This window comes from Propionivibrio sp. (genome assembly GCF_016790145.1).
Classification (GTDB): Bacteria; Pseudomonadota; Gammaproteobacteria; order Burkholderiales; family Rhodocyclaceae; genus Propionivibrio.
This window is the reverse complement of the sequence record NZ_JAEUOI010000082.1, coordinates 1-15316: the sequence shown is the minus strand read 5'-3', so window position 1 is coordinate 15316 and position 15316 is coordinate 1. Positions and strand designations below refer to the sequence as shown.

At 56.5% G+C, this 15316-nt stretch carries 16 protein-coding genes and 1 tRNA gene; 11 read left to right on the top strand and 6 right to left on the bottom strand.

What is annotated here, in order from left to right:
• Window positions 1-26: 26 nt before the first annotated feature.
• The 6 genes from JNM42_RS07135 to JNM42_RS07110 all read left to right on the top strand — a co-directional run bounded on the left by JNM42_RS07135 (window position 27) and on the right by JNM42_RS07110 (window position 5543).
• Entirely contained in the window at window positions 27-1937 is a 1911-nt protein-coding gene (locus JNM42_RS07135) for a DUF294 nucleotidyltransferase-like domain-containing protein (protein ID WP_294267991.1), read from the top strand.
• Between the two features lie 2 nt (window positions 1938-1939).
• Complete coding sequence (locus tag JNM42_RS07130; RefSeq protein ID WP_294267990.1) at window positions 1940-2659, top strand: 3'-5' exonuclease; 720 nt, start codon at window positions 1940-1942, stop codon at window positions 2657-2659.
• Between the two features lie 63 nt (window positions 2660-2722).
• Window positions 2723-4741, top strand: coding sequence for a sodium:solute symporter family protein (locus JNM42_RS07125; protein WP_294267989.1), 2019 nt, complete (start codon window positions 2723-2725; stop codon window positions 4739-4741).
• Window positions 4742-4785: 44 nt separating this feature from the next.
• Window positions 4786-5049 (top strand): DUF4212 domain-containing protein, encoded by a 264-nt coding sequence (locus tag JNM42_RS07120; RefSeq protein ID WP_294267988.1) that lies wholly within the window; start codon window positions 4786-4788, stop codon window positions 5047-5049.
• Window positions 5050-5080: 31 nt separating this feature from the next.
• On the top strand, window positions 5081-5386 hold the full coding sequence (locus JNM42_RS07115; protein ID WP_294267987.1) for a hypothetical protein: 306 nt from the start codon (window positions 5081-5083) through the stop codon (window positions 5384-5386).
• A 67-nt stretch (window positions 5387-5453) separates the two neighbouring features.
• A tRNA-Ser gene (locus JNM42_RS07110) sits at window positions 5454-5543 on the top strand.
• 399 nt (window positions 5544-5942) lie between these two features.
• Here the strand turns inward: JNM42_RS07110 and JNM42_RS07105 are convergent.
• From JNM42_RS07105 to JNM42_RS07095, 3 genes are all read right to left on the bottom strand, one after another.
• Window positions 5943-6602 carry a peroxiredoxin gene (locus JNM42_RS07105; RefSeq protein WP_294267986.1) on the bottom strand — a complete coding sequence of 220 codons (660 nt, stop codon included), beginning with the start codon at window positions 6600-6602 and terminating at the stop codon, window positions 5943-5945.
• Window positions 6603-6791: 189 nt separating this feature from the next.
• Entirely contained in the window at window positions 6792-7832 is a 1041-nt protein-coding gene (locus tag JNM42_RS07100; protein ID WP_294267985.1) for an MBL fold metallo-hydrolase, read from the bottom strand.
• Window positions 7833-8010: 178 nt separating this feature from the next.
• Window positions 8011-8406: a DUF488 family protein gene (locus JNM42_RS07095; RefSeq protein WP_294267984.1), complete on the bottom strand. Its 396-nt coding sequence runs from the start codon at window positions 8404-8406 to the stop codon at window positions 8011-8013.
• Window positions 8407-8783: 377 nt separating this feature from the next.
• On the opposite strand from JNM42_RS07095, the gene JNM42_RS07090 reads away from it, so the two are divergent.
• Together JNM42_RS07090 and JNM42_RS07085 are read left to right on the top strand one after the other, a co-directional pair.
• Entirely contained in the window at window positions 8784-9416 is a 633-nt protein-coding gene (locus tag JNM42_RS07090; RefSeq protein ID WP_294268020.1) for an MBL fold metallo-hydrolase, read from the top strand.
• On the top strand, window positions 9406-9771 hold the full coding sequence (locus tag JNM42_RS07085) for a GIY-YIG nuclease family protein (protein ID WP_294267983.1): 366 nt from the start codon (window positions 9406-9408) through the stop codon (window positions 9769-9771). The genes JNM42_RS07090 and JNM42_RS07085 overlap by 11 nt, the downstream gene beginning before the upstream one ends.
• A gap of 58 nt (window positions 9772-9829) precedes the next feature.
• Here the strand turns inward: JNM42_RS07085 and JNM42_RS07080 are convergent, their stop codons facing one another.
• Window positions 9830-11047 carry an HDOD domain-containing protein gene (locus JNM42_RS07080; RefSeq protein ID WP_294267982.1) on the bottom strand — a complete coding sequence of 406 codons (1218 nt, stop codon included), beginning with the start codon at window positions 11045-11047 and terminating at the stop codon, window positions 9830-9832.
• 252 nt (window positions 11048-11299) lie between these two features.
• A complete protein-coding gene (locus JNM42_RS07075; RefSeq protein WP_294267981.1) occupies window positions 11300-12997 on the bottom strand; it encodes an AMP-binding protein in 1698 nt (565 codons plus the stop codon).
• Window positions 12998-13100: 103 nt separating this feature from the next.
• On the opposite strand from JNM42_RS07075, the gene JNM42_RS07070 reads away from it, so the two are divergent.
• A complete protein-coding gene (locus JNM42_RS07070; protein WP_294267980.1) occupies window positions 13101-13718 on the top strand; it encodes a DNA-3-methyladenine glycosylase in 618 nt (205 codons plus the stop codon).
• Window positions 13719-13734: 16 nt separating this feature from the next.
• Here the strand turns inward: JNM42_RS07070 and JNM42_RS07065 are convergent, their stop codons facing one another.
• A complete protein-coding gene (locus JNM42_RS07065; RefSeq protein ID WP_294267979.1) occupies window positions 13735-14178 on the bottom strand; it encodes a universal stress protein in 444 nt (147 codons plus the stop codon).
• Window positions 14179-14421: 243 nt separating this feature from the next.
• Between JNM42_RS07065 and JNM42_RS07060 the strand changes: the two genes are divergently transcribed.
• Both JNM42_RS07060 and JNM42_RS07055 read left to right on the top strand, forming a co-directional pair.
• Window positions 14422-14856: a hemerythrin domain-containing protein gene (locus tag JNM42_RS07060; protein WP_294267978.1), complete on the top strand. Its 435-nt coding sequence runs from the start codon at window positions 14422-14424 to the stop codon at window positions 14854-14856.
• Window positions 14856-15092: a DUF2249 domain-containing protein gene (locus JNM42_RS07055; RefSeq protein WP_294267977.1), complete on the top strand. Its 237-nt coding sequence runs from the start codon at window positions 14856-14858 to the stop codon at window positions 15090-15092. The genes JNM42_RS07060 and JNM42_RS07055 overlap by 1 nt, the downstream gene beginning before the upstream one ends.
• Window positions 15093-15316: the final 224 nt, after the last annotated feature.

Sequence of the window (15316 nt, the reverse complement as noted above, 5' to 3'; positions counted from 1 at the left end):
GTGTGTATGACGAGCAAGGAGAAGGGATGAACAATAGTGCGACGGAGTTGCTGGTTTCGGCAACGATCGAGTTTCTGCATTCTTACCCGCCGTTTGATCGCATGGAACCGGATGCGCTGCAGTTTCTTGGAGAAAACGTCAGGCTTGCCTATTATCCCCAGGGTTCCCTGATAGTTTCGCCGGAAACCGGCGTGGTGCGGATCTTTCGCATTTTGCAGCGTGGCAAGGTTCTCGTTCGTCGGGCGGGGGAGGGCAGTGCGAATGAACAGACAGCGCTGACGCTGGGGCCGGGCGAGGGGTTTTCGATCGGGTCGGTGGCAGCACAGCGTTCCTCGACGAGCATTTATTCGGCGCTTGAGGATGTTTTCTGCTACGAACTGACGGCCGAGATTTTCTTCCAGCTAATGCACAAGAGTTCGGTGCTCAATCTCTTCTGTACCCAGTACCTCGCAAGTTTGCTCAGCCAGTCTCGCCAGCAGTTGCAACAACAGTTCTCGCAGCATGTTGCCGAGCAGCAGACGATGAATTCGCCACTGGCGTCGATCATTCACAAGGATCCCGTCTCGGTCACGCCGGATACGCCGATCAAGGTGGCCATCGAACTGATGGCCAATCGCAATATCGGCTCGATGATCATTGTCGATACCGACCAGCAGCCGGTGGGTATCTTCACCCATTCCGATGTTCTCAAACGTGTCGTCCTGCCGGGAATCCCGCTCGAAAATCCGATTCATTCGGTGATGACGCATTATCCGCGCGCCTTGCCGTTTGCCGCCAATGCCTATGACGCGGCTCTGGCCATGGCCAAGCATGGGGTGCGTCATGTGCTGGCGGTCGACGAGGGCGGGTGTCTGAAGGGTGTCGTCTCTGAGCGCGACCTGTTTACGCTGCAGCGCGTCGGGCTGCGCCAGATTCGTCAAACCATTGATTCGGCGACCAGTATCGACATGCTGCTGCTGGCCAGCAAGGATGTTCGCCAGCTTTCGCTCAACATGCTGGCACAGGGCGTCGGTGCCGAGCAGATCACCCAGTTCATTTCGGCGCTGAACGATACGCTGACCCGCCGCATCATCGAGCTCAATCTCGACAAGCACGACCTCTATGGCATTGAATGGACGTGGTTGTCCTTCGGTTCCGAAGGGCGCGACGAGCAAACCTTCAGTACCGATCAGGACAACGGGATTGTCTATATCTGTACCGACATCATGGATCGTGAGCAGACCCAACTGCTGCTGCTGGAGTTCGCGCGCGACGTCAATGCCGATCTCGACCAGTGCGGCTTCCCGTCGTGCACCGGGAATATCATGGCCAGCAACCCGAACCTGTGCCTGACGCTGGAGGAGTGGGAAGAGAAGTTCGATCAATGGATTCGTACGCCGGAGCCGCAGGCGCTGCTCAATTCGACGATCTTCTTTGACTTCAGGCCGCTGTACGGCAAGTTCAATCTAGCCAACCGCATGCGTCTGTCGCTGTTGCGGCAGACGCGCAACAACCCGCTGTTTCTGCGCATGCTGGCGGGCAACGCTCTTTCTGTTCTGCCACCGCTCGGCATGATTCGCGATTTCTTGACGGACGCCGATCCCGAACACCCGGGAACCATCGACCTCAAAAAGTATGGTGCGCGGCTTTTTATCGACGCGGCACGGGTGTTTGCCATGGGGCATGATGTATCGGCAACCAACACCGTGCAACGCATCAAGCTGTCAGCGCCTTTGATGAATATTTCACCTGACGAGGCAGCGGCTGGGGTCGATGCGTTCAACTTTATCCAGCTTCTGCGTTTGCGCCATCAGTACGCGGAGCAGACGCAAGGTCGTGCTGGCGATAATCTGATCCGGCCAGACGATCTCAACGAAGTTGATCGCCGCATCCTGAAAGAGGCGTTCCGCCAGGCGCGCAAGCTTCAGCAGCGTCTCAAACTTGATCACAAGTTTTGATCATGGCCTGGTTTTCAAGAATTTTCGCAAGCCACAATGCGCAGCAGGAGGTCATTCTCTCGCCTGAGCAACAAGAGGTCATCAAGGCATGGCAGCAGTTGCCTGCGGTCGATCTGGACTGCTCGCACATGCATAGCCGATATGTCATTGTCGATATTGAAGCCAGCGGACTCGATACGGACAAGGATCATCTGATCTCGATTGGTGCAATGGCGCTGGTCGATGGAAAAATCGATTTCAAGGATGCCTTTCAGGTCGTGTTGCGCCAGGACCAAGTCAGCAGCAACGAGAACATCCTGATTCATGGCATTGGCGGCCTGACACAGAGTGCAGGAATGGATCCGGTTGAAGCACTGCTTGCCTTTCTCCGGTATATAGGCAAATCACCGCTGGTCGCCTATCACGCCTTTTTTGATCAGTCGATGATTGAAAAGGCGATGGGTGACTATCTCGGAATGGAGCTCGGGCAGACATGGATCGATCTGGCGTGGGTACTTCCCGGTCTATTCGATTTCCAGATTGGTACCCGGGTTGAACTTGATGACTGGCTCGAGCTTTTTGGTATCGACAACTTCTTGCGACATAACGCCGTTTCCGATGCTTACGCGACGGCCAGGCTGTTGCAGGTAGTGATTGCCGCCGCAATTCAACAGGGTGCTGATTCTCCGGGCAGTTTCCTTAAAATGGAGAAAGCGCGTCGTCGCTTGTATGAGAGCCTGTAACGGGCATCGGTCGCGCGCGCAACTTGCTTCTTATCCGGCCAGATGACTGATTCTTCCGTTCGAATGCGTCGCAACTACGCGCTTTATGCGGGCAGTTTTTTTGCATTCGTACTGGCATTGGGCGTCCTTGAGCAGCATGGTATGCCGCCACGCTGGATTGGCTACGCTTTCCTTTTTCTGACCATCATACTGTACGCCACCATCGGCGTACTGGCGCGGACGTCGAACGTGTCCGAGTATTACGTCGCCGGTCGACGCATCCCGGCCATATTCAATGGCATGGCCACCGGCGCTGACTGGATGAGCGCCGCATCATTCATAGGACTGGCGGGCACGCTCTATCTCACGGGCTACCAGGGGCTGGCTTACGTGATGGGCTGGACCGGCGGTTACGTGCTGGTCGCGCTGTTGCTTGCTCCCTATCTGCGGCGTTTCGGTCAATACACCATTCCTGACTTTCTTGGTGCCCGTTATGGCGGTCATGCGGCGCGCCTGGTCGGCGTCTTTGCGACGGTTCTGGCCTCCTTTGTTTACGTGGTCGCACAGATTTACGGCGTCGGCGTCATTACTAGCCGCTTTGTCGGCTTGCAGTTCGAGATTGGTGTTTTTGTCGGTCTGGCCGGAATTCTGGTCTGCTCCTTTCTCGGCGGCATGCGTGCGGTGACGTGGACGCAGGTTGCACAGTATCTGGTGTTGATTGTCGCTTATCTCGCACCGGTAACGATGCTTTCGTACAAGGTGACAGGCGTACCCGTACCGCAGATCATGTATGGTCAGGTGTTGCAGAAAATCGAGTTGCTTGAGCAGCGGATTTCCAACGACCCCGCCGAGATCGATGTGCGGCGACTTTTTCTTGTGCGTGCCGATGAGCTTGCTGAACGAATCAGCGGCCTGCCAGGATCGCTTGCTGTAGAGAAGCGCATTATTTCTGCGCAAATTGACCAGTTGAAGAACAGCAACGCCCAAATGCGTGATGTCTTTGCGCTTGAACGTCAACGCCGGGAATTGCCGAAGAATGCCGATGCTGCTCGTGAACACTGGGATTCGTTGATGCGGCAGGCCACTCAGCGCGGCAGCGAACTAACCCGTCATGCCGAAGCCTTTCCGGGTATCGATGAAGTCGCGAGCAATACGGTACGAATCAATTTTATTGCCCTGGTGTTTTGTCTGATGGTGGGGACGGCGGCCTTGCCGCACGTCCTGATGCGTTATTACACGACGCCCAGCGTGCGTGCAGCGCGCAGTTCAGTTTTCTGGTCCCTGTTGTTCATTCTGGGGCTCTATCTGACTGCCCCCGCCTATGCTGTTTTTGCCAAGTACGAGATCTACTCGAATCTTGTCGGTTCGAGAATTGCTCAATTACCAGGCTGGATTGGCGCATGGGGTAAGGTGGGACTGGTGTCGATCGAGGATATCAACGGCGACGGTATTCTGCAACTCGCCGAACTTTCGCTCAATCCGGATGTGATTGTGCTGGCGACACCCGAAATCGCCGGTTTGCCTTATGTCATTTCCGGACTTATCGCAGCGGGTGCGCTGGCTGCCGCCCTGTCGACGGCAGACGGGTTGTTGCTGACGATTGCCAACGCCCTTTCGCATGATGCCTATTACAAGGTCTTCCGACCGCAGGCCACGACACAGTGGCGGCTGGTTGTTTCCAAGACCCTGCTGCTCGTTGTTGCCGTGCTGGCGGCGATGGTGGCCTCCCAGAAACCAGCCACCATTCTGTTTATGGTGGCCTGGGCGTTTTCACTGGCCGGTGCGGCTTTCTTTCCGGCACTGGTACTCGGAATTTTCTGGAAGCGAGCCAACAAGCCAGGAGCCATCAGCGGCATGGTACTTGGCTTGCTCGTCACGCTGTACTACATGGTGCGCGTACAGTACAACGCCATTCCATGGCTCGGCATTCATGGCATCGGAATGGAGCCCTGGCTGGGAATACAGTCGACATCGGCCGGGATCTGGGGCGTTGCTGTCGGGTTTTTAACCATCATCGTTGTCAGTCTGTTCACTGATCCGCCAAGCACCGAGACCATGAACTTCGTCGAGAGCGTCCGTTCCCCGGACTTCTCCGGTCACTGACCCGCATCCTCGGGGGGTGCGTAAAATTAACTGAGGAGTTTCCGATGCAACTGACGACAAAGCACACGCAATACTGGCAGCGATCACTGCGCATTACTGTAATTCTCCTGGCCCTATGGTTTGTGGTGACCTTCGTTGTCAGCTACTACGCCCGTGAACTCAGCGGGATTAAAATTTTCGGATTTCCACTCGGCTTTTACATGGGTGCCCAGGGATCACTGATCATCTATGTGTTGATTATCTGGTTCTACGCCAGATACATGAATGCGCTGGACCAGGAATACGGTGTCTCCGAGGGGGAAGACTGATAGCGCTATCCAGCCATTTCGAATCAAGTCGATGCCGGGTATCGAACTTCAAATTCTCTCTGTCCTGCGCGCACTGGCTGAAATTGCCGGCATGTTTCTTCTGGCGCAGGGTGCATTGTATTTGCTTGCCGGCGGCACGCGAGAGCAAAACTTTGTCTATCAACTGTTTCGCATCATTACGCGCCCGGTAATTTCGGCGACACGCTTCATGACGCCGAAAGTGGTTGCAGACAAGTACGTCCCATTCATTGCCTTCTTCATTCTCTTCTGGCTGTGGATTCTGCTGGCCTATGTCCGTCAGGATGTCTGTCAACTGAATGGCCTGCTGTGTGGCTGATCGATGTTCACGAATCGTTTCCTGATTTGTTGATCGGGTGTGCTTCTGCTAGAATGCGCCCTCTTCGGGAGAGGTGGATGAGTGGTTTAAGTCGCACGCCTGGAAAGCGTGTGTAGGCGTCAGTCTACCGCGGGTTCGAATCCCGCCCTCTCCGCCAGAAGAGCACCAGAAACCCTCTCAGGCTTTATTGGTTTCTTGCCTATCCTGCCCGCGTTGTACACCACGTGCCCATGACAAGTCATTTATCCTGTGATGCCTGAATTCCCGGGGCGGCGGCACAGGCTCAGCATCGCGCAATACCCTACACGCTCGCTTCCCGCTTATTCATCGGCCAAAGGAAGGTATCACTCGCTTTTCTTCTGGCTTCGACTACGCATACTGCTTGTCGTGCTGCCAGGCCAAACCAGATGTGATCAGCGCCTTGCAATCGGCCGCTCCGTTGTTGCGATGAACGAAGCCATCAATCCCGGATACGGGATTGGTGTATCTCGTCCAAGGCCGACACGCTTTGCTGAGTAACCGGGCGATGGCTTGCCATGCCCGGAAATGTTCAGACTTACTTTGGTTGCGATACGATGCGCAGATAGGGTTTGAGTGTTTTCCAGCCGTTTGGGTACTTGGCCCTGGCCGCTTCATCGGAAACGGAGGTCGGGATGATCACATCCTCGCCCGGTCGCCAGTTAACCGGCGTGGCCACGGTGTGCTTCGCGTTGAGCTGGACGGCGTCGAGCGCGCGCAGCACTTCATCGAAGTTGCGTCCGGCGCTCATTGGATAGGTCATCGTGAGTTTGATCTTCTTGTCCGGTCCGATCAGGAACACCGAGCGTACGGTCGCATTATCCACTGCGCTTCGACTGGCTGCGTTGCCGCTGGCGTTCGGATGGATCATGTCATAAAGCTTGGCGACGACGAGCTCGGTATCGCCAATCAGCGGGTAATTAAGTGGCGAGCCCTGCGTCTCAGCGATGTCGCCTGCCCAGCGATGGTGGTCGTCGACACTGTCAATCGACAGGCCGATGACCTTGGTGTTGCGCTTGTCGAATTCCGGCTTCAGGCGGGCGAGGTAACCGAGTTCAGTGGTGCAGACGGGAGTGAAGTCCTTCGGGTGTGAGAACAGGATGACCCAACTGTCACCGATCCATTCATGGAAGCGAATCGTGCCTTCGGTTGTCGGGGCGCTGAAATCCGGCGCTTCGTCGCCAATATGAAGTCCCATGGTTTTCTCCTTAATGATCATTGTGGGGGAAGCGTTTAATGACCAGCGAAGTTATGCTTCACCTGACGAAACCTGCTCTAAAGTCTTGCCAGCAGGTGGTCAAGTCCTGCAAACCACCGGCAGGCCGTTGTACGCTTCATTTCGACCGTATTCCTGAACGAGCGTTCCAATCCACGCCCAGTCGACTGATTACGGTTCGCGCCCCGCTTTGACCGGATAGCCTGCCTCGCGCCAGGCTTTCATCCCGCCGTCGAGTGCCACCGTGTGCAGGAAGCCCATCTCGCGCAAGGTAGACGCGGCCAGCGTCGATACATAGCCTAGTTCGCAACAGGTGAGGATGCGTCGGGTCGGGTCAGGCAACTCCTGGTTGACCCGCAATTCCAGTTGGCCGCGGGGAAGCACCCATGCTCCGGGAATATGGCCTGATTCATAAGCGTCGCGCTCGCGCACGTCAAGCACGATCAAGTCGTCCTGCGTGGCCTCAATGTGTGACTTGAGCACTTCGAGCGACATGAACGGCACGCAAGCAGCGGCCTCGGCGAGCAACTGCGCGACCGATTTTCCACCGCTCATGTTGGTGCGCAGCGCCTCGGTGACATGCGTTGGCATGGAGAGATTGAGATTGCACATCATCTCGACGAATTCGGCTCGTTCGCGCTTCTGCAAACGTGGATTGGTGGCGATCTCCTGCCCGATCGTCGAACTCTGGCGACCCTTGTAGTCGTGCGCCGGGAAAACCTTGAGATCAGGGTCAAGGCGCAGAATGCGATTGAACAGGCTGTCATAAAGCGCCTCCGGGTCGCCGCTCGGCAAGTCGGTACGGCCAGTCGCACCGATCAGCAGTGTATCGCCAGTGAACAGCCGGTCTTCGACCCGCAGGCACAATGAATCGCGCGTGTGGCCAGGCGTGTGGATCGCCTGAAAACGCAACTTCCCGACGATGATCATCTCGCCATCACCGATCCGCATGTCCACAAAGGGCGCCGAACTCGCCTGGTGCATCACCACCGGCACACCCAGTTGCCGTGCAAGTTGCCTGGTCGCCGAGAAATGGTCGGCGTGAGTATGGGTATCGATCAGGTAGCGGATACGCAAACCATCCCGCGCGGCGAGGGCAATGTAATGGTCAATCTGGCTGATTTCCGGATCGATCAGCGCCGCCGCGCTAGTCTCACTGCAGCCGACAAGATAGGACTGACATCCGCCTGTGACTATTTGCTCGAAGATCATTTCGCTCTCCTTTATCTTCGGGGCGCATGGCGGCTCGGGTCGCCGCAGATAAGCTCACAGCGGTTCGCCGCTGTCGTACTTCTGCCTGGGCTCGTCCAGGACTGGGCACGAGCGAATATAAAACCGCGTTGCAGCGGCCTGTTCACCTTCCCGGCAGGGTTGGGCGTCATTCGCTTCATCATCCGGCCTGCTCGATTGAAGCGCCTTTCTCGGTGAGCAGTGCGCGCAGGACCGAGCGATGACATCGGGCTTCAGTCTCGCAGTAACATCCAACCGAAAAATTGTTCTGATGCGAAAGCGCGGCGAGCAGCTCAAGAGCATGTCTGGCTTCAGGAGCAGACATCTCGGCCCGGTAAGTCCTTGCGAATGTTGCCCACTGCGCCGGGGTTTCTGCTGCCAGTCCCAATTTCAGGGTTTCGACACTCGGCGCCAGAGTAGGAAACCACACGTCGTACCAGTTCCGTGATGAAAACTCGGACTTGGGTACGCCCCTTGGCGGGCGACGCACCGTTCCGATGCGAGTACCTTCACCCTCGCTACGCGCAGTGCCCAGCCTCACGACACGAACGACCATTGCGTACTCCCGGCATAGATGCTTCGCAGTGATCAGATACGCCAGTCTGGCGACTGATACCCTGCTCAAGCGAAGTATGCAGCAGCTAGGCCCATTGCTCAACATATCAGGTGGCTCTTTCTCCGCGTAACGGTAATTTAATGCTACCGGCTACGAAAAATATCGTCCGACGCTTCTCGTCACTGGCTGCCCTCGCCGCCGCGTTCATCGGGCTCGCATGATCGAGAACACCTACTGTCGATCAAACGCCGTATGGGGTGATTTTCCTTCCGGTTAGCGAGTTGCCGACTCTCATCGATCTCCAGAGCGGGCGAGACGGAATCCGGCTCTGCTATACTTTGCGCTTTTTCCGGTTAGCAGGCGATAAAATTATGTCAATGAAATTCCAGATCATACCGGTTACGCCGTTTGAGCAGAACTGTAGCCTCCTGTGGTGTGATGAAACGCAGCGTGCGGCAGTGGTTGATCCGGGCGGTGACGTCCCGCGCATACTGGCGGCGGTGAAAAAAAACGGGGTGGTGCTGGAGAAGATCCTGGTAACGCATGGGCATATCGACCACGCCGGCGCCGTTGCTGAACTGGCCGATCAGCTCTCCTTGCCGATTGAAGGCCCGCAGCGTGAAGATCAGTTCTGGATTGACGGCATGCCGCAGCAAAGCAGGATGTTCGGCTTTCCTGGCGTACGCGCTTTTTCGCCGGATCGCTGGCTGGAACAGGGCGATAGCGTGCGTTTTGGTAATGTCGAAATGGATGTGTTGCACTGTCCCGGGCATACGCCCGGACACCTGGTCTTCTTCAATGCGCGCGATCGTCTGGCAATCGTCGGTGACGTTCTGTTTCAGGGTTCGATCGGTCGTACGGATTTTCCGAAGGGTGATTTCGATACGCTGATTGCCTCAATCCGTGGACGACTGTGGCCGCTTGGCGACGATGTTGCCTTCATTCCCGGCCACGGGCCGATGTCGAGCTTCGGCACCGAACGCCGCAGCAATCCATTTTGTGGCGGCTGATCGGCCTTCTACAGCGCAAACCTACCAGTTGCTGATCGAGGTGGCAGCGCCGGTACGTGTGTGTGTCGGCCGCCTGGGCACCTTTGACTTTCCAGCCGGACTCTACGCCTATACCGGAAGTGCGCTGCGCAATCTGGAGGCGCGGGTGAGTCGTCATCTGGCAAGGGCAAAGAAATTGCACTGGCATATCGACTATCTGCTTGCCGCGCCGGGTGTCCGCGTGTGCGAGGTGCGCCGTCATGGTGCTGCGGAATGCGTCGTCAATCAGCAAGTCGCCGGTGAAATCCCTGTGAAAGGTTTTGGTGCAAGCGATTGCCGGGCCGGCTGCGGTAGCCATTTGAAGCGCCTGCGCTGATTGTTCTGGCGCTAGCGCTGTCAGCGCTTGCCGTTCAGTGTTCTGAGCCGCGATAAGATCAGTCGTGATTATCGATGTTGATGCGGGCGGCCCAGTAGAGGGCAGTCACCTGTGATTTTGCGTGTATTGCCGGGCTGATCCCCAGGCCAGAAAATATCGCTTCTGCATCCGAAAAACTACCGGATTCACCGGCAATGATTGCTGAAAGCAACTGACCGAGAATGCCGTCGTCGGCGGTAGAGTTCAAGGCGTCCACCACCTCAGGCTGCAAGGGCAGTTCCTTGAGAATCTCTTTCATCGGCAAATTGATCAGAACGTCAAGCAGGGAAAACAGCCCGGTCATGAACGCGTTGTCGCTCAGGTCAGGAATGTCGGGTTCTGGCTCGATGGTCGCACTCAGCAGTTCCATCAGGCGGCCGCGCGCTGCGGCAAGTTGCATCAGGGGGTTGGGTGCATTGCCACTGGCCAGATTGTCGGCATAAATCAGCAACTGCAGCCAGCGCTGCAACTGGCGACGACCGAGTATGGCGATCGCCTGGGAAAAGTTGCTGATCCTGGTTCTAGCACCAACTGCAACCGAATTGACCAGACGCAGCAGGTTGTAGGACAGCTTGGGCTCTTCGCGAAAGATTCCCTCAATCTCGCGTGTGTCGCCATCCTGTCTGACGAGGTTCAACAGTTTGAGCAACTTGAGGCGCGTGAGGTCGGGTTCCGGGCCGGCAAGAGGGTTGCGCACCGTCAGAAAATGGCTGTCACACCAGTCAAACTTTTTCTCAGTCAGCCAGCCGAACATTTCATGCGATCCGACCTTCGTCGCGATCTTCCGGAAACCGGCATCATTGGCATAGATCAGGTCGATTGCCGGGAGATGCTGGCGGGCGAATGCGGCGTCAAGCCACAGACAATCAAATGCAGCAACCGGTACCTGCCGCAGAAGGTCGTCACGGTTGATGTGCAGGCCGAAGCGATTACCCTGGGAACGAAGCTGCTTGCAGCGTGTCAGGGTTTGAGTATTTTCAAGAGTGGCTGCAGGAAGTACGAAAACGACCTGTTTGGCATCAAATTCAGCAACAAATCCACTCTGTTCGATACATTCCGGGTTGATCGGCACAACCATCGGCAACAGCCTGGCCAGAGGGGCAGCGGCCGCTTCGGTAAAACAGCGCTCAAGATCGGTGCAATCGTTGCTAAAGAGAGCACCAGACTGCCAGTCAAGCGCTGCCCAGCTTCGGTCGGCAGCCAGCATCGGACGAATGAAAAAGTAAGGTTGTGGCATGGCAGCGGAACTCTTGGCGTTGATTTTTAACGGCGCTACTGGTTTTGTTCTTGCGATGCTGACTGGATAACATCATGCGTAATTCTAACCCAGATCGCCAGGCGCAGACGAAGAGGTAGTTCAGACAGAGGGTATTTGAGACAACTCAATCGAAGCCTGAAGTCGTACGCTGGAAAATGCCGCGAAGTGGCTAGTTTTACGCCATTCTGGTGTTCTTCGTGATTGGGTAGTGAAGTTTTAAACCTTGCCTTCTCAACCGGCTGCCTGCTGGTTCTCGTCGCGCAGTTCGCGGCGCAGGATCTTGCCGACGGGAGTTTTTGGCAAGCTATCGCGGAAGTCGATATGCAGTGGTCGCTTGTAGCCGGTGAGTTGCGTCTTGCAGTAGTTGATGACGTCCTCCTTGTTCAGCGTCGGGTCTTTCTTCACGATGATCAGTTTGACCGCCTCGCCTGACCTTTTGTCGGGCACACCGATTACCGCGCATTCGGCCACACCCGGATGCATCATCACAATGCTTTCAATCTCGTTCGGGTAGACATTGAAACCCGACACCAGAATCATGTCCTTCTTGCGGTCGGTGATGGTGATGTAACCTTTATCATCCATGTGACCGACATCGCCGGTTTTCAGCCAGCCGCGTTCAATGATCTTCGCCGTTTCTTCGGCATTGTTCCAGTAGCCGCGCATCACCTGCGGTCCGAAAACACAGATCTCGCCAGTGTGCCTGGCGATATCGCCTTCGCCATTCCATAAGGGCAACTCGTTGAAGGCTTCATCGCGGATCGAGACTTCGGTCGAGGAGACGGGCAGGCCGACGGTGCCGTTCCAGGGCGTACCGAGAAGCGTGCAGCAGACGCCCGGAGAAGTTTCCGTCAGTCCATATGCTTCCGTGAGGAAGGTTCCGGTGATTTTCTGCCAGCGCTCGGCGACCGGTTTCTGTACCGATGCGCCACCGCCGACCACCACTTTCAGCGCCGAAAAGTCGAGACGATCGAAACCGGGGGTATTCATCAGACCGTTGAACAGTGTATTGACACCGGTGAGCACGCTGAACTTCCAGTGGCCGAGTTCTTCGACGAAGGCCGGCAGGTCGCGCGGATTGGTGATCAGCACCGTCAGGCTGCCCCACTTCATGAAAGCCAGCGTCGAAGTCAGGCAGAAGATGTGGTACATCGGCAAGGGCGCAATGGCAATTTCACGGCCTTCCTTGAAGCTGCCGGAGATCCACAGACTGGTTTGTTCCAGATTGGCGAGCATGTTATGGTGGGTCAGCATGGCGCCCTTGGCAACGCCGGTGGTGCCGCCGGTGTATTGCAGGAAGGCGATGTCTGCCCGCCCAGTTTTGAATGGTCTGAATTCGCTCGCCGCACCGCGTTTGAGCGCGGTGAGCAAGGGCACGGCGTCGTCAATGTGCCATTCCGGCACCATTTTCTTTACCCGTTTGACGACGAAATTGACAATCCAACGTTTTGGTACGGGCAGCAGGTCGCCGATTTGCGTGCTGATGACGTGTTCAAGCGGCGTATTGGGCAGGACCTCCTGCAGAATACGGGCAAAATTCTCGAGAATGATGATGGCTTTGGCTCCCGAGTCCTTCAACTGGGCTTCCAGTTCGCGAGCGGTGTACAGCGGATTGACGTTAACCACCGTCAGGCCGGCGCGCAGGATGCCGAACAGCACCACCGGGTATTGCAACAGATTGGGTAGCATGATGGCGATCCGGTCGCCGTGCGCGATACCCCGGAGTCCGTGCAGGAAGGCCGCAAAATCGCGCGAAAGACGATCCAGTTCGTTAAAACTGATACTGTGGCCGAGATTGTGAAAAGCCGGTTTGTCGCCGAACCTGCGGATCGTGTCTTCAAGCAGATCGGGCAGTGAGGAAAAAGGGCTTGCGCCAATTTCGGCGGGCATACCCGACGGATAGCTGTCAAGCCAGACTTTATTGCCCATGGTTGTTCTCTGTTATTGTGAGTGCATATTAAGACTAGACAATAAAGTGGGCGTTGGAAATAAGTATTTTCGGTTTGTTTATTGGCTGACTTAGAATAAGCTCATGATTCCTGATTATTGGCAACAAGCGTCTTCCGAGTTGGCGCAGGGTGATCCGGTGATGGCTGGCCTCGTCGAACGTTTTGCCAGCGCGTCGCTGGTTTCACGCGGCGACCCTTTCGTTACGCTGGCACGCTCGATCGTTGGTCAACAGATCTCGGTGAAGGCCGCCGACAGCGTCTGGTCACGCCTGATTGCGGCGTTGCCGGTGATGGCGCCAGACAGCGTGCTGGCCAGCGCAACAGACAGCTTGCGCGCCTGTGGCCTTTCGGCGCGCAAGGCGGAGTACCTTGGCGACCTGGCACGGCACTTCAACTCAGGGCAGATTCACCTCGAGCGCTGGTCGTCGATGAGCGATGCGGAAATCATTGCCGAGCTGACGGCGGTGCGCGGAATCGGCGTATGGACAGCCGAGATGTTTCTGATCTTCAACCAGTTGCGCCCCGACGTTTTTCCGCTCGACGACATCGGTCTGCAGAAGGCTGTTGCGCTGCATTACTTTTCCGGCCAGCGACCGCCCAGAGGAGCACTGGTCGGTCATGGCGAGCGCTGGCGCCCGTGGCGCTCGGTGGCAACCTGGTATCTCTGGCGCAGCCTCGATCCGCTGCCGGTTGAATACTGATCGGCTGGTCAAGAACTCAACGGTAGACCAGCACCGGTATTTTCGAGTGTGTGAGAACCTTGTTGGTTTCGCTGCCAAGCAACAGGCCACTGAAGCCGCGCCGGCCATGCGAAGCCATGAAAATCAGGTCACAGCCGCTCTGGGTTGCGGCTTCGATGATGGCTTCATAGGGCACGTCGCAGGTCAGGGTCATTTTGTTGCAGACCACACCCGCTTCCTGACAGAGATTATCGACAAAGCTGATAACCTGTTGCGCCTGCTGTTCGGCAAGTTCGGCAAATTGTTCAGGTGTCGTCGAATCGATCAGGGCACCTTCACCATAATAGGTGACCGGATATTCCGGTTTGGCGTAGAAGGCGGTAATGCTCGCTCCAGCTTCCTTGGCGAAAGAAACCGCGCGGCGGGCCGTATCCTGGGAGAGTTGAGAACCGTCGGTGGGAACAAGAATGCGCTTGAACATGATGTCACCTATTCCTTGTTAAGATCGTACTTCCAATATAGACCGAAAATGGGCTGAAGGACAAAGGAATGATGAGAATTGGCGTGGCGTGGCCTGACTGGGGAAGGGGTAAGCTGCGGTGCGCGTTGAAATCCCCCCTTTTTTCTTTCGTTTTGATCTTCGTCAATACGAGATGCCCGCAGTTGCCGGAGAATTTGTCTTTGTTTTTCGCTGAGGTGAGCCATGGAAAGTATCCGGAACCTGATGACCGGCAAGCATCGGCAGTGCGATGACTATTTTGTTGCAGTCGAGCAGGCCCTTGCCCGCAGTGCCTGGTCTGAGGCCGATTCAGCATTCAACCATTTTCGCGATGCCATGTTGCAGCATTTTGCGCTCGAAGAATCCATCCTGTTCCCCGCCTTTGAGGCTCAGACCGGCATCAACATGGGGCCGACTCAGGTCATGCGTGCCGAGCATGCGCAGATGCGCGCGTTGCTGGCTGTGGCTGAAATCGCACTTGCCGCGCGCGACGCGGACGACTATTCGGGAAATGCCGAAACCTTGTTGATCATGACGCAGCAGCACAACATGAAGGAGGAGAATATGCTTTATGCGATGTGCGACCAGCATCTGGCCCTTCAACTCGCAGAACTGTTACCGCAACTTGAGAGCGGGATCAATATGAGGGAGCTGATGTAATGAATCAAGCCAGGGCTGAGCGGGTGATCGATGGCCGCTGCATGGAGCCGCCTGAGCCATTTGTACATACCATGGAGGCGCTGGACACGATCAAGCCGGGCCAGAAAATTCTGCTTATTGTTGGACGCGAGCCGATTCCGCTCTACCGGGCGCTGGAACTGAACGGTTTCTCCTGGCAGACCGAGCGTCTGCCGGATGGCTCGGTTGAGGTCCTGATCTGGCACAGGACGTCCTGATGCGATGGTCCCCATGGCTTTCATGCCCGCGTTGCGGCGGAGTCTGAGCGCAGGTGCAGGCTTTACTCTCGTATGATCAGTCACCACCCCTCGGCGCTCCCTTACGCTTCTTCCTGACGGCGCCTTTTTTCGGCATCCTCGCCGGTCTGCTTTTATTATGGAGCGGGCCGGAGGCCTTTGCCGCGCGCTGGACGCCCGCCGCCCTGGCGCTGACGCATCTGATT

Excerpts from the sequence above, each read along its gene's own strand:
- JNM42_RS07070 (WP_294267980.1), top strand. The coding sequence starts at position 13,101 with ATGATTCCTGATTATTGGCAACAAGCGTCTTCCGAGTTGGCGCAGGGT.
- JNM42_RS07105 (WP_294267986.1), bottom strand. The coding sequence starts at position 6,602 with ATGGGACTTCATATTGGCGACGAAGCGCCGGATTTCAGCGCCCCGACA.
- JNM42_RS07100 (WP_294267985.1), bottom strand. The coding sequence starts at position 7,832 with ATGATCTTCGAGCAAATAGTCACAGGCGGATGTCAGTCCTATCTTGTC.
- JNM42_RS07130 (WP_294267990.1), top strand. The coding sequence starts at position 1,940 with ATGGCCTGGTTTTCAAGAATTTTCGCAAGCCACAATGCGCAGCAGGAG.
- JNM42_RS07080 (WP_294267982.1), bottom strand. The coding sequence starts at position 11,047 with ATGCCACAACCTTACTTTTTCATTCGTCCGATGCTGGCTGCCGACCGA.
- JNM42_RS07120 (WP_294267988.1), top strand. The coding sequence starts at position 4,786 with ATGCAACTGACGACAAAGCACACGCAATACTGGCAGCGATCACTGCGC.
- JNM42_RS07095 (WP_294267984.1), bottom strand. The coding sequence starts at position 8,406 with ATGGTCGTTCGTGTCGTGAGGCTGGGCACTGCGCGTAGCGAGGGTGAA.
- JNM42_RS07115 (WP_294267987.1), top strand. The coding sequence starts at position 5,081 with ATGCCGGGTATCGAACTTCAAATTCTCTCTGTCCTGCGCGCACTGGCT.
- JNM42_RS07135 (WP_294267991.1), top strand. The coding sequence starts at position 27 with ATGAACAATAGTGCGACGGAGTTGCTGGTTTCGGCAACGATCGAGTTT.
- JNM42_RS07060 (WP_294267978.1), top strand. The coding sequence starts at position 14,422 with ATGACCGGCAAGCATCGGCAGTGCGATGACTATTTTGTTGCAGTCGAG.
- JNM42_RS07065 (WP_294267979.1), bottom strand. The coding sequence starts at position 14,178 with ATGTTCAAGCGCATTCTTGTTCCCACCGACGGTTCTCAACTCTCCCAG.
- JNM42_RS07125 (WP_294267989.1), top strand. The coding sequence starts at position 2,723 with ATGCGTCGCAACTACGCGCTTTATGCGGGCAGTTTTTTTGCATTCGTA.
- JNM42_RS07090 (WP_294268020.1), top strand. The coding sequence starts at position 8,784 with ATGAAATTCCAGATCATACCGGTTACGCCGTTTGAGCAGAACTGTAGC.
- JNM42_RS07075 (WP_294267981.1), bottom strand. The coding sequence starts at position 12,997 with ATGGGCAATAAAGTCTGGCTTGACAGCTATCCGTCGGGTATGCCCGCC.
- JNM42_RS07055 (WP_294267977.1), top strand. The coding sequence starts at position 14,856 with ATGAATCAAGCCAGGGCTGAGCGGGTGATCGATGGCCGCTGCATGGAG.